11 protein-coding genes and 1 pseudogene are annotated in these 13,478 nt (G+C 48.3%); 11 read left to right on the top strand and 1 reads right to left on the bottom strand.

Features of this window, described 5'->3' with window-relative positions; all coding sequences use genetic code 11:
• The first annotated feature begins 287 nt into the window (after window positions 1–287).
• Complete coding sequence (locus tag QT994_RS23185) at window positions 288–3,584, top strand: DUF4347 domain-containing protein (RefSeq protein ID WP_333178672.1); 3,297 nt, start codon at window positions 288–290, stop codon at window positions 3,582–3,584.
• Between the two features lie 279 nt (window positions 3,585–3,863).
• Here the strand turns inward: QT994_RS23185 and QT994_RS27935 are convergent, their stop codons facing one another.
• The gene (locus tag QT994_RS27935) at window positions 3,864–4,058 is read right to left on the bottom strand and encodes a tyrosine-type recombinase/integrase (protein ID WP_445243942.1); all 195 of its coding nucleotides are present in this window, start codon (window positions 4,056–4,058) and stop codon (window positions 3,864–3,866) included.
• A 1,175-nt stretch (window positions 4,059–5,233) separates the two neighbouring features.
• On the opposite strand from QT994_RS27935, the gene QT994_RS23180 reads away from it, so the two are divergent.
• The 10 genes and pseudogenes from QT994_RS23180 (at window position 5,234) to QT994_RS23135 (ending at window position 13,349) form a co-directional block, all read left to right on the top strand.
• Window positions 5,234–5,509, top strand: a complete 276-nt coding sequence (locus QT994_RS23180) for a hypothetical protein (RefSeq protein WP_333178669.1) — start codon at window positions 5,234–5,236, stop codon at window positions 5,507–5,509.
• A 74-nt stretch (window positions 5,510–5,583) separates the two neighbouring features.
• Entirely contained in the window at window positions 5,584–5,856 is a 273-nt protein-coding gene (locus QT994_RS23175) for a hypothetical protein (protein ID WP_333178666.1), read from the top strand.
• 273 nt (window positions 5,857–6,129) lie between these two features.
• Entirely contained in the window at window positions 6,130–6,984 is an 855-nt protein-coding gene (locus QT994_RS23170; RefSeq protein ID WP_333178663.1) for an SDR family oxidoreductase, read from the top strand.
• Window positions 6,985–7,205: 221 nt separating this feature from the next.
• Window positions 7,206–7,796: a ParA family protein gene (locus QT994_RS23165; protein WP_333178660.1), complete on the top strand. Its 591-nt coding sequence runs from the start codon at window positions 7,206–7,208 to the stop codon at window positions 7,794–7,796.
• A complete protein-coding gene (locus QT994_RS23160; RefSeq protein ID WP_333178658.1) occupies window positions 7,793–8,038 on the top strand; it encodes a CopG family transcriptional regulator in 246 nt (81 codons plus the stop codon). The genes QT994_RS23165 and QT994_RS23160 overlap by 4 nt, the downstream gene beginning before the upstream one ends.
• Window positions 8,039–8,194: 156 nt before the next feature.
• Window positions 8,195–10,111, top strand: coding sequence for a WD40 repeat domain-containing protein (locus QT994_RS23155; RefSeq protein WP_333178654.1), 1,917 nt, complete (start codon window positions 8,195–8,197; stop codon window positions 10,109–10,111).
• A 10-nt stretch (window positions 10,112–10,121) separates the two neighbouring features.
• Window positions 10,122–10,751: a hypothetical protein gene (locus QT994_RS23150; protein WP_333178651.1), complete on the top strand. Its 630-nt coding sequence runs from the start codon at window positions 10,122–10,124 to the stop codon at window positions 10,749–10,751.
• Window positions 10,663–11,433, top strand: coding sequence for a hypothetical protein (locus tag QT994_RS23145; protein ID WP_333178649.1), 771 nt, complete (start codon window positions 10,663–10,665; stop codon window positions 11,431–11,433). Before QT994_RS23150 ends, QT994_RS23145 begins: the two co-directional genes overlap by 89 nt.
• Window positions 11,433–11,660, top strand: a pseudogene (locus QT994_RS27930) (WD40 repeat domain-containing protein); the annotation flags it as partial. The gene QT994_RS23145 and the pseudogene QT994_RS27930, both read left to right, overlap by 1 nt.
• Window positions 11,661–11,663: 3 nt before the next feature.
• Window positions 11,664–13,349 carry an eIF2A-related protein gene (locus QT994_RS23135; protein ID WP_333178647.1) on the top strand — a complete coding sequence of 562 codons (1,686 nt, stop codon included), beginning with the start codon at window positions 11,664–11,666 and terminating at the stop codon, window positions 13,347–13,349.
• Window positions 13,350–13,478: the final 129 nt, after the last annotated feature.

Genomic DNA, 13,478 nt, shown 5'->3' with positions numbered 1-13,478 from the left:
TAAGGTGGATATTTTGTTTCCAGAATTTTGACTGGGGAATCTGACTGCATCGATAAATTTACCTCGGGACTTCCAAAATATGCCTCTATCCTGAGAGATTGACAAAGTTCGCATAACTTCTGACTGACGACCGCTCGAACTAACTGCAATTAGGCTTTGTTATCCTCAGTTCAGATTACCTCGATTCATACAAAAGTTAATTGCCAAAATCGCATAGTTATCAAATAAGCTTGATGAGATAACTCCAGGGTGTATCTACCAATAATGCCCTAAATGGAGTCTCCAATATGAGTCCTACATTCGCTCAAGTTAACTCACAATCTTCTTTTGAAAAACGGCCACTGCGCTCCTTAGTCTTCATTGACTCCGGCGTGGAAGATTACGAGTCAATTACAGCGGGAGTGCTGCCGGAACAGCAGGTAGTAATACTCGATCGCACCAAAAACGGCATCGAACAAATCACCTCAGAGATGGAAAAATACGCCTCTACTAAAGGGGCGATAGACTCGGTTCACATTATTTCTCACGGCAGTTCTGGCAGCCTACAATTAGGCAATACCGCTCTGGGTTCAGATAACATAGAGCAATACAAAAGCCAGTTGGACTCGTGGCAAACTTCACTAGCCCCACAAGCAGACATCATGCTGTACGGCTGCGATGTAGCAGGCGGTACAGGTGCTAATTTCGTCGATCGCTTCAGTCAATTAACCGGGGCTGACGTTGCGGCATCCACCAACACAACCGGCCGTGACGGCGACTGGAATTTAGAATTTGTTAAGGGCAAAATAGAATCTTCCTTAGCCTTGCAGCCAGAGGCTATGGCAAATTACCAAGGTGATTTAGCTACGATCGTAGTAGTCAACAATAGCGATAGCGGGCCCGGTTCATTAAGGGCTGCGATCGCCACCGCTGTTGCCGGCGATATAATTACCTTCGCTCCAGGTTTAGCCAGCCAAACCATTACCCTCACCAGCGGTCAACTCGATATTCCCGTTGGCAAAAACATCACCATTGACGGCGCCGCCGCACCCGGTTTAACCATCAGTGGCAACAACGCCTCCCGCGCCTTTTTTGTCAATGCCAACGTTGCGACTGCTACCAATTTTGCGGTCAAAAACCTCATTATTACTAACGGCAAAACTACCGATAGAGGTGGCGCGATCGGCACAACCGACGAAGTAAACCTTACAGTAGACAATGTTCAGTTCAACAACAACGTCGCCGATAAAGGTGGTGGCGCAATTTTTGGTAATTTCAACAATACGCTGACTGTTACCAACAGTAAATTCAACGGCAACGTAGCCACCTCCGCTAACGATGAACGCGGTGCAGGTGCGATCGGCTTTTTGAGTTTCAAAACTTTTACAGTCACCAACAGCGACTTCACCAACAACAAAGGAATTAACGGCGGGGCAATTAACAGCCTTCAAGGTAAGCTGACAATTGACAACTCCCGATTCATTGGCAACGACACCACGGCAGCCACTTTCGCCACGGGTCAGCCCAATGATTTCTTAAGGGGTTTCGGCGGCGCACTGTATACCGATCGAGCCAGCAATCCGAGCGAAGCTTCCGGCACAATTAAGATTACCAATAGCGTATTTCAAGACAATAAAGGTCGAGGTGAAGGAGGCGCAGCTTATCTGTTCACCGGCAGCCAAGACAAGGTTATTTTGGAAAAGAACACCTTCCAAAATAACGAAATTCTGGCGCTACCCAACGGTGGAAATCCTGGAAACGGTGGTGGGGTAACGATTTTGAGCGACAGCACCAACCAGGGATTGACCATTACCAACACCACCTTTGCGGGCAACAAAGCCGGCAATCAAGGTGGCGGCCTGTGGATGCGAAATGCCCCTACTACGATTACTAACAGTACGTTTTCTGGCAACTCCACGGCGTTTGCTGCTGGTGATTACAACAAACTCGGCGGTGCAATGACTCTTGGTGCACCCACAACCATTCTCAACACGACGATCGCCGATAATTCTGCCGGCTGGGTTGGTGGAGGTATCTTCGCCGAGGCCAATAATGTCACCCTCAAAAACACGATTCTTTTCAACAATACAGCGGCTAACGGAGGAAACCCTTGGGGCATTCAGCAACACGTTACCGCCCAATATAGCGATCAAGGAGGGAATTTTCAGTGGCCGGCCAAAAACCCCAATGACGGAAGCGATTTCAATGCGACGGCAAGTGTGACGATCGCAGACCCGAAACTCGGCCCTTTGCAAAACTTCAACGGCGCTTTAGTCAGGCCACTGCTGACAGGAAGTCCGGCAATTGATAAAGGGATTGCCACTGGCGCACCGGCTACGGATCAACGCGGCGTGACTCGCCCTCAAGATGGCGACAGCATTCCAGGTGCGATCGTGGACAGCGGCTCTTTTGAATTGGGAGGTAGTGTCGTCCCGGTGCCAACTCCGACGCCCGCGCCAACTCCGACGCCCGCGCCAACCCCAACGCCCGCGCCAACCCCAACTCCCACACCGACGCCGGCGCCAACTCTTACTGGTTCTTTGGGTCAAACCAATAATTACAGCAGCATTAGTGACCTGATCACAAAATGGCCGAATGCCGCCCAGAATCAAGGCATCAAACTATCTGGGATAGCTTTTGATGGCGTGGAAACTGACTACCTTAACCCGAATGTCATCAGCAACCTCACCTTAGCAAGCAACGAAAACCCTAAAAGCTGGTTGAGCTACGGTAGTACCGGTGGTATTGGTGTCCCATCCTCTTATGATGGTTGGTTCACCGACGCCAGGAAAATTCGGGCGGAAATCAACCATAACCCCAACACCAATCAATCTCAGGCGCTGAAGGTGAAATGGGCAGATAACCAAGATATCACTAGCACAACAATCGACCTGGCTGGATTGAGTCCCAAAACAAGTCCTGATTTGGGCGATCAAGGCAATGAAGTTGCTTTCTTGCAAATCTTTAATAATGGGGTTCTGGTACCAGCCACCAAATTTACGATCACTCGCCTCAACGCTCCGAGCGCTCCAAAACCGATCGCTCGGTCTTCAGATGGAGTGACTTTCATTGGCGATCGCACCGATGGCAGTTTCAAATTCCAGATAGTAGGAGACTCTCTGAGCGGCGCTACTTTTGACGAACTGCGGTTCTCCACCAAAGCCTACGATAGCCCCACCGCTGCCTACGCCGCCACCTCCTTCAAAAGCGATGGTTCCGATTACCTAGTGCAGCACATTGAATATCAAGGGATTTCTAATGCTGTGCCTCCGACTTTCTTCTCTTACGGTTCGTCTCCCGATCCTATTATTGATGGTGGTTCTGGAGTTGTTACGATTAATCGGACTGGCAATACTTCGGTTTCGGCTTCGGTGGACTATTTGATTGTTGCCCCTAGTGGCGGTCAACCTGTGAACAACGTAGACTACAACATTAGTCCATTTGCTGTGAATCCTTCGTCCGGCACGGTGAACTTTAATCCCGGTCAAACTAGCGTTAGTCTGACGATTAACAATCTTCCTGGTTTGACTGGTGGGGTGGTGAATTTGGGCTTTGGCTCAGGTTCGATCGGCACCCCGGCATCGACTGCAATTACTCTGCTCTAAGACTGTTAGTAGGGCAAGGAATCCTTGCTCTACTAATATGTCCTGCAAGTAGTTAAATGGTAGCCCTCTTTGCCTAGATAGTCGAGCACTTCTAGAATATCGGCGTCGCAAAGAAAAATTATAAATTCCTTGTCTGACATATCCTGTCTACGTCTTACGATGTCTTACTCTAGTAAGACTCTTCTCGCTCTTTAGTAAGACATACCAGCAAGAAGAGTCTTACGCTTGTTTTTTTAGAAATAAACGTTATTGTATGTTCAACAGAGGGCGAACGCTTGATTAAATTGGAGCGCACGCGGCTCTGAGTGGGAGTGCGATTCCGTTTTTAGCCATGATAAACCGACAGGTACTATCCATTGGGTGTACGTGAAGATAGACACTGGTCGCCGAAATCGAAGTATGTCCTAGAGTAGCTTGTACCAAATGGAGCGGTGCGCCTTTGTCAAGAGAATGTGACGCATCAGCGTGACGCAACTAATGGGGGGGATACTTTAGCCACAACGTTCGGTTCAATCGGCGATCGCAAAGCGGCTGCTTTGACAATTCGTCGTACTCGAGTTGTGGTCAAATGCCGCCCCTTACGGCTCTTAAAAACTCGGTCATCCCAGCCCGCGTTACCTTTTAGTTTAATCAAATCCTGGATTCAAAGCAGCAGTTAAAAAGTATTTCCCCATCTAAAACTTAGAAGTGGTAAGGCTGGGTCAGGTTAAGTAACTATCCTCACCTCACCTCACCCTGCAACCCTGCACCTCTCACCCTGCAACCTGAGCCGATCACCTTTTTTGCCCTCAAATCTCAAAATAAAAATTGTTTCCCGCTCCGACCTGAAAAGTTTCTCACCGATCGCCAAACGTAAAAAAAAAACACAACCAATAGTACATTGAAGCAACCAAAAATTTCAAAGCCTCACCGCATCTACGTTGTAACCATATTAGCCCCTATTGTTAGAGCTAATATTGCTTAGCTTTGGGTTAGGATGTCTAGTATTTGTTTAGCACTTGTCTACACTTTACCCCCAACTCTCTAACATCTTAGTCAAGCGCTAGAATTTTGTGGCTGAGTTAGCCTATAAGATGCCTAATACACCGTTGCTTCAAGATAATGCGCGACTTCTAAAAGATAGAGAGTCGAACAAAAACCAGAAATCTTCTGAAGTTCGCGACCAGGAATATTGACTAGAGTGCGAAATCACGGCGATGATGAAGGCAGCCACGGCTGGTAGATGGGTGCCTCATGAAATGGCATCCTATGGGTACGAAAAACAGAGACTTTGTGGCGTATGTCGCCTCAAACCCTAATTAATTCGCCTGATCGTCTAGCTGTCGCAACAAGAAATTGATATCGGCAAGCTTCACCTTGCCAGCTAGCGCTAACCCATATTCTCTCTGCTTAGACTCATCATTATCTCATCCTCTATTGGATTACTGCATTTGCCTGGGGTATTGCTTAGCGCCGGAGGCCGGATGCGGCAAGGCAACCTGCTCTTTCATGGGCGAAACTAGACCCGGAAAAATCAGGGTGCTAGCCTGCCAGCAAGGAATGATTGATTCGGTATAGAACGGTTAACCGAACTTGATTTTTTGTTCACAAGCGCTAAAGTTAAACTTTACGGTCGTGTTCGCAGTCTAGAATAAATTTGAGGAATTAATATGTCAGACTCGAAAGCCGAAGTGCTTAAATTACAACTCAAACAGGTCATTAAAAACAGTGAGAGTGACAAGCTTTACAATGGAGGCAGAGCCGTTATCAATTTCTTACCAGGAGGGTCGCTGGCATCCTATATTTATGAGACTTATGTCAAGTCCCCCTCCAATCAGCGGTTGAACAATTTTTCACTGAATCTTGTTGAGGCTATCAAAGAAATAGAAGATAAAGTAGAGAGCTTTTCCGCAGACAGCCCGATCTTTCAGACAGCCTTATCTTAATATCTGCCCTTGGCACCGCAATGCGCCACAATCAAGAAAAATAATTAGAAGCGCTGAGGAACACAGTTTTAAATATGGCACTGCCCAATACATCGGAGGCAGATATTCACAGAATGTTTCTAAACTGGCTAAATGAATTTACAAGCTGGCATTTTATATTGCTCAGGTATTTGCACGAAGGTACTTATGGCGGTCGCACCATCTCTCGCCAACGCGGACAGGTTCACCACAAGCGGGGCAATGGTTCGGGAGTTCGGTGGAGTCTGGAAGCTCTCCAGTGCCACCGCAAACGGGGCATTCCACATCATATTGCTGGTGGACACCCGGAACAGCGCGGACGTGAATGATTGTGAGTCCCTTGCATCGTGGACATTCCATGTCAATCTCCTTGACCTTGATAGCTTTAATAAATTGAATCGAAGCAAAAACATTACACCCACAGGAGCTATGTACTGCTGTTCTTGCTAAATGAGAGCGCTTGCCCAAATTCAACGGCAATAAACTTTGCTCACTTTCATTTCCATTATGAGCGATCGTTCGGAGGGGTATTCTGATCCTTCTTATAGAACCTATTTGGGATCTGTTCATTCCCTAGCATAAGCGAGTATCAATCGGCTCATTTGAGCATTTCACAATCCATTGAGTTGCTACCGCAACAAATCCAATTTTCAATAACCCGTTTCGGGCAACTCTTTCAAATTCAACAACCACAGGACTCATCCAAAATGAAAAAACTAGAAGGAAAAGTCGCTCTTGTCACCGGCGGTACCAGCGGCATCGGTCTTGCGACTGCTAAGCGCTTTGTCGCCGAAGGAGCGTATGTCTTTATCACAGGTCGTCGTCAAAGTGAACTCGATGCCGCCGTGAAAGAGATTGGTGAAAATGTCACTGGTGTTCAAAGCGATGTCTCTAATCTGGCAGACCTTGATCGCCTGTTCGCCACGATTAAACAAGAACAAGGTCGCCTCGATGTGGTCTTTGCCAATGCTGGCGGTGGAGAAATCGCCCCACTCGGAGCAATCACCGAAGAACATTTTGACAAAACGTTCAACACTAACGTTAAAGGTCTGCTGTTCACTGTGCAGAAGGCACTGCCTCTGTTACCAGAGGGCGCTTCCATCATTCTGAATGCCTCGACTGCTTCTACCGTGGGTACTCCAGCTTTCAGTGTTTACAGCGCTACCAAAGCTGCCGTACGCTCGTTTGCCCGCAATTGGACACTCGACCTCAAAGAGCGTCATATCCGGGTTAACGCCATTAGCCCTGGCGTAGTTCCTACTCCTGGTTACAATCACTTGGGACTGAATGATGAGCAGGTGCAGGAATTCGTAGATAGCCAAGCCACCACTATCCCACTGGGAAGAGTAGGGACGCCCGATGAAATTGCCAAAGCCGTTGTCTTTCTCGCTTGTGACGACAGCAGCTTTGTCAACGGGATCGAGCTGTTTGTTGATGGCGGTATGGCACAGATTTGAAGCGCCCTCAAAGTGACCGATAATCTTCTAAGCGCGCTACTTCTTTGAAAGCGCAAACGTACTGGAGATTTGGGAAAACGATGCGTGCGCTCTGGCTAAGCTCCTGAGCGTAGAGAATATAGATGGCTTTGCCTAAATATCAAACATCTAAACATTCAAACATCTAAGTATTCAGATGTTTGTGCTGTAAAATCTAGTTGATGAACTCAGCAGGCTTACCTATGATTGTCACAATCGCCTCATTTAAAGGCGGAGTCGGAAAAACTACCACCGCGCTGCACTTAGCTGCTTACTTGCAAACCAAAGCACCCGCGTTGTTAGTAGATGGTGACCTCAACCGCAGTGCGTTAGATTGGGCTGCTCGCGGTTCTCTCCCGTTCAAAGTAGTCGATGAAAAGCAAGGCGTGCGATATGCCAGGGATTACGAACACATCGTCATCGATACGCCCGCTCGACCAACTCCAGAAGACCTGAAAACTCTAGCAGAAGGGTGCGACTTGCTGATATTGCCCAGCTCTCCCGATGCTATGGCCCTGAGCGCTATGCTGCAAATGGTCGAGGCTCTCTATTGTCTGCAATCCAATTACCGTATTTTGCTTACAGTCATCCCACCCGCTCCGAGTAAAGTCGGGGCTGAATCTAGGGCCACGATCGAAAAAGCAGGATTGCCTATTTTTAAGTCTGAAATAAGGAGGCTAGCGGTATTTCAAAAAGCTGCCCTCGCCGGGGTTCCCGTAAACGTTATCAAAGACCCTTATGCTAAAGCTGCTTGGGGGTGCTACACCGCTGTTGGGAAGGAGATACTGCCATGAGTCGCTTTGATGATTTACTGAAGGCCAAGAAACTCAAGCCTGGGGAACCCGACGTTTCTCCCAGCACCGCGCTATCCAAAAGCAAAGACCCCAACTTTGTCCGCACAACCGTTTACCTGCCAAAACTTCTGCACCGCCAACTCAAATCCGCAGCAGCGCAGTCCGGCCAGGAAATGAGTGAGCTGGTGGAGAAGTCCGTAACTAGATACCTCCAGCAGTTCAATCCCGACGATAACATTTAAATATTTAGATGTTTGAATGTTAAAACATTCAAACATCTAAGAAGTAAAAGTACGGAATTCCGCAAGGGACTATAGCTTTTGGCTTTTACGGATTAGATAGAGAAAGGTTCAGTTGCCCCCCCTCTGCCAATTCTAAACTCTCCCAAAAAAAGAATTATGCTGCCAGATAAATACCAAAAAGTGCATCGCTGTCTCCCTCTGGTGATAGGAGTTGTATTCGCTACTACCTACAGCATCCCCATCAGCGGCCAACCCAGGATTCCCACACCATCCCAATCACCAACAACGGAAAAACCCAACCCATCGGGAACGCAGCAACCCGTGCAAGCATTTGGCGGGCAAATCGCCATGTTTGTGGGGCATGAGGGGAGGGTAGACAGTGCCGTATTTAGCCCCGATGGTCGGCAAATTCTTACCGCTAGTACAGATAAAACCGCCCGCTTGTGGGATAGCAAGGGTAATCCCCTAGCTGTGTTGCGGGGGCATGAGAGAGAAGTCACCAGTGCCGTATTTAGTCCCGATGGCAGCCAAATTCTCACCATCAGTGGGCATAACACTGCCCGCCTGTGGGATATCCAAGGCAATCTCCTAACCAAGTTCCAAGCGTTTGACGATCAGTCTGTTATTGTAAGTAGCATTAGAAGTGCAGAATTTAGCCCCGATGGTCGCCAAATCCTCATTAATAGGAGCTTTCAGGATAAAGCCGGCAGGTGGGGTAAACTCACTTTGTGGGATACCAAAGGCAATCTCAAAGCAGAGTTCCCGATCAGAAGTGACGGATCAGAAGGCTTCGCAAAAGCCGTATTTAGCCCCGATGGTCGCCAAATCCTCGCCATTAGTTGGGATGGAACCGCCCGCCTGTGGGATCTCAAAGGCAATCTTCTCAAAGAATTCCAGGCGCATAGGCGGGTAGCCCTCATTGGAGTATTTAGTCCCGATGGCAGGCAAATTCTCACCGCCAGCGAGGATAAAACTGCCCGCCTGTGGGATACCAACGGTAATCTCCTAACCGAGTTCCAGGGGCATGAATATCATGTCCACAGTGCAATATTTAGCCCCGATGGTCGCCAAATCCTTACCATTAGTTCCGGAACCGCCCGCATTTGGGATACCAGAGGCAATCTCCTCGCTGTGTTTGGACAGCATGGAGATTCCGACTGGAGTTCTATCGGAAGTGCAGCAGGATTTAGCCCCGATGGTCGCCAAATCTTTACCAGTAGTAGGGATGGCACCGCTCAAATTTGGGATACGAAAGGCAATCTACTCGCAAAGTTGCGGGGACATGAGGGGTTTGTGCAAGCAGTATTTAGTCCCAATGGCCGGCAAATTCTTACCAACGGTTGGGATAAAATCACCCGTCTGTGGGACGTATCAGCCGCCATTGCTGCAGAATCCGAGCAAATCGCTGCCCGGGAAACCTTTCAGGAAGGCGTGTCCAAAAATAACGCTCAACTGGCAATATTCCGAGGACACAATCATGATGTCCTCAGTGCCGTATTTAGTCCCGATGGCAGGCAAATCCTCACCGCTAGTCAAGATAAAAAAGCGCGTCTGTGGGATCTCAAAGGCAATCTCCTAACCGAGTTCCAGGGGCAGGAGGGGGTCAGCCGCGCCATATTTAGCCCGGATGGTCGCCAAATCCTCACCCTTGGTGCGGATGATAAAACTACCCGTTTGTGGGACACCCAAGGCAATCCTCTCTCTGTGTTGCGGGGGAATGGCTCTTTACGAATCTACAGTGCAAAATTTAGCCCCGATGGTCGCCAAATTCTCACCGCTGGTGGTAATGGCGGTGGTGATGATACCGCTCGCCTGTGGGATCTTAAAGGTAATCTCCTAGCCGAGTTGAAACCACCTGAGAAACTACGGGGGGGAATAGCCACAAGTGCGGTATTTAGTCCAGATGGCCGGCAAATTCTTACTGCTAGTAACGATAAAACTGCCCGCCTGTGGGATCTCAAAGGCAATCTATTGGTAGTGTTTCGGGGACATGAGGATCTGACAGGTGTAGGTTTTTTACAGGGAGGTAGTATGGAACCCATTTGGGATACTTTGACGATCGCCAGCAGATGAGGATCGGCTCTTGTCACGGGCGATCGGCTCTTGTCACGGGCGATCGGCTCTTGTCACGGGCGATCGGCTCTTGTCGCGAGCGATAATCAAGGCAATCGAACGAAACACTCCGAATGCGGAAACAACCTCAATGCTGAACAATAAGCATCTCAAAGATTGGTCATGTATCGTGTCTCAACGAATGGCTCATTTGTCGATACCTCAAGCGATTGGGTTAGCGACATGGAGCTTTGGCACAGTCATGGCTAGATCTAGCAGCTTAACCCAAGTTTCGCATTTAATTGCCCAAATCAACGGAGAAAAAACGAATACAGTTCGTCAGCGATTAAAAGAATGGTATCAGGAAGCCCCAGCCAAAAAAGGACTTCACCGTCGTGAGTTGGATGTTGGTAGTTGTTTTGCTCCTTTACTGTTGTGGGTGCTGAGCCTACTGCCGCAAAATGTTGAGGACATTAGCTTCGCATTGGATGCCACTAGCATCGGGGATAAATTTACAGTTCTGTCGATGAACATCTTGTTAGCAGGATCGGGAATTCCGGTAGCGGGCGTGTGTGGTGAATGCCACATCGCCTGGAAGCTGGAAACCGCACTGGCAAAAACTGATTTCTCAAGTTCAAGGTGTGATTCCAGCCAACTTTAGGGTGATCGTGGCGGCCGACCGAGGATTGTATGCTGATTGGCTTTATCAATTGATTAAAAGTGTGGGCTGGCATCCTTTCCTACGTATCAACCATCAAGGAACTTATCGTCTGCCATCTCAACAAACATGGCAGCCACTGGCAGATCTGGTTCGTCCAGGCGGACAATCGTGGGCCGCAGAAGTCCTGTGCTTTAAAACTAACCCTCTTTCTTGTACGCTCCTAGCTCGTTGGGATCTAGATTACAAAGACCCGTGGTTGATTCTGACAGACCTTAAACCTCAAGAAGCAAACGTTCTCTGGTATGGGCTGCGTTCTTGTACCGAAGGTGTTTACCGCGATCTCAAATCTGATGGCTGGCAATGGCATAATACCCGTTTACTCTTACCACAACGAGCCGAACGAATGTGGTTAGTGCTAGCTGTTTCCACTTTATGGATGGTGATCTTGGGTGGCACTCAGGAGGGTCGATCGCTTGCCTCGAATTTGCCACAACTGCCCCCTGAACATATTGCTTTAAATGAGCCTATTGGTCTTAAAAAAGAGCGTCATTTGTCTTGCTTTCTGCTGGGTTTTGTGACTCTGATGGCTGATTTACTCAACAATATTCCCATTCATCTCGAGCGTTGGAGTTCTTTCCCTCACACTCCTGTAGATTCCTTTTATGCTTGTAACTCCTCCTAATTGTAAAAAACCTACACCTGTCAGGACATGAGGATGGGGTCAACAGTGCAGTATTTAGCCCCGATGGTCGCCAGATCCTCACTGCTAGTGATGATGAAACCGCCCGCCTGTGGGATCTCAAAGGCAATCTCCTGGCTGAGTTCCGGGGGCATAGAAAGAGACTCACAACAGCCGTATTTAGCCACGACGGGAAGCAAATCCTCACCTATGCTTGGGCTGAAACTGCTCGCTTGTGGGATACCAAAGGCAATCTCTTGACAGAGTTTCGGGGAGATGAAAAATATTTCTACAGTGCAGTTTTTAGTCCCGACCGCAGCCAAATTCTCACTATTAGTAATGATGCTGCAAATGGAATCGACCCTGGCATCGCCCGCTTATGGGATACCAAAGGTAATCTCCTGGCTGTGTTCCGAGGGCATGAAAGAGGTTTCGGTGCAGTATTTAGCCCCGATGGTAGTCAAATTCTCACCGCTGGTTCTGATGGCACCGCCCGTCTGTGGGATGTATCAGTAGCAATTGCTGCCCAAGCCGAGCAAATGGCAGCGCTGCAAACTTTTAGGGAAAGCGTATCTAAAAATAGCGCTCAACTAGCAGAGTTACGGCACGATAAGTATGGAGTCAAGCGTGCCGTATTTAGCCCGGATGGTCGTCAAATTCTCACCACCACGGGTAAAACCGCCCACCTGTGGCATACCAAAGGCAATCTCTTAGCTGAGCTGCCAGGGGATGAGTATCTCACGCGTACCGTATTTAGCCCGGATAGTCACAAAATCCTCACCACCACGGGTAAAACCGTTCGCCTGTGGGATAACAAAGGCAATCTCCTCACCGAGTTTCAGGGGCATGAGAAAACTGTGGAAAGTAGTGTGGAAAGTGCAGTATTTAGCCCCGATGGTCGTCAAATTCTCACCGCTAGTATGGATAAAACCGCCCGTCTGTTGGATACCCAAGGCAATCTGCTGACTGTGTTCCGAGGGCATGAAAGAGAAGTCACAAGTGCCGTATTTAGCCCCGATGGTAGTCAAATCCTCACCGCTAGTATGGATAAAACCGCCCGTCTATGGGAGACAAAAGGTAATCTCCTGGCTGTGCTCCGGCATGAGACATATATCAGCAGTGCCAAATTTAGTCCCAATGGTCGCCAAATTCTGACTGACAGCGTTAATAGACCTGCTCGCCTGTGGGATACTAAAGGCAATCTCAAGGCCGAGTTCCGGGAGGATGTAAATTCAGGCAGGCTTACGCCCTACAGGGCCGTATTTAGCCCGGATGGTAGTCAAATCCTGATTGCCAGTGAGGATGAAACCGCTCGCCTGTGGGATACCAAAGGCAATCTTCTAACTGAGTTCCGGGGGCATAATTTTAGACTCAACAGTGCCGTATTTAGTCCCGATGGTCGGCAAATCCTTACTTCTAGTTTTGATAAAACCGCCCGTCTGTGGGATACCAAAGGTAATCTTTTAGCCATATTCCGGGGACATGAGGATGGGGTCAACCATGCAGAATTTAGCCCCGATGGTCGCCAAATCCTCACTGCTAGTAGTGATAGAACAGCTCGCCTGTGGGACTTATCACTTGGAATAAAAGTTTCTGCTGCTGAAGTAGCATTTATCAAAGGAACTCAACTTTCTAGCCAAAGCACAGTCGAATCTAAACAACTTGCACTGGGAAAGTTAGAAGAAGCCCTCGCACTTTATCGTGCAGATAGAAACTACGCCCAAGCCACACGCACTCTCCTTTCAATGGGTAAAATTTACGCCCATTTCGGACAATTTCAATCTGCCCTAGACTCCTACAATCAAGCATTACCCTTATCAAAACAAGCCGGTGCCAAAGCCGAAGAAGCCGCTATTATCAACAGTTTTGGTCAACTTTACACCGATTTAGCTGACCCGACAAGCGCCCTGGATTACTAAGCTGATACGCAGCTAGATTGTATAATATAAATATAAAATAAGCGCTCATTAATTATAATGTATGCCAGCCAAAAACCATCTATCTCAAAATCAAAAACAGAGACTCGTTAAACTACTAAAAGAGTCTGA

It is taken from the genome of Microcoleus sp. S13_B4 (assembly GCF_036700885.1).
GTDB lineage: Bacteria > Cyanobacteriota > Cyanobacteriia > Cyanobacteriales > Microcoleaceae > Microcoleus.
Note: the sequence above shows the minus strand (reverse complement) of the source record. Positions and strands in the feature narration are given on the sequence as shown.

Bases quoted from the DNA above. Each gene is read 5' to 3' on its own strand.
- QT994_RS23185 (WP_333178672.1), top strand. From the start codon at position 288: ATGAGTCCTACATTCGCTCAAGTTAACTCACAATCTTCTTTTGAAAAA.
- QT994_RS23180 (WP_333178669.1), top strand. From the start codon at position 5,234: ATGTCAGACTCGAAAGCCGAAGTGCTTAAATTACAACTCAAACAGGTC.
- QT994_RS23175 (WP_333178666.1), top strand. From the start codon at position 5,584: ATGGCACTGCCCAATACATCGGAGGCAGATATTCACAGAATGTTTCTA.
- QT994_RS23165 (WP_333178660.1), top strand. From the start codon at position 7,206: ATGATTGTCACAATCGCCTCATTTAAAGGCGGAGTCGGAAAAACTACC.
- QT994_RS23160 (WP_333178658.1), top strand. From the start codon at position 7,793: ATGAGTCGCTTTGATGATTTACTGAAGGCCAAGAAACTCAAGCCTGGG.
- QT994_RS23155 (WP_333178654.1), top strand. From the start codon at position 8,195: ATGCTGCCAGATAAATACCAAAAAGTGCATCGCTGTCTCCCTCTGGTG.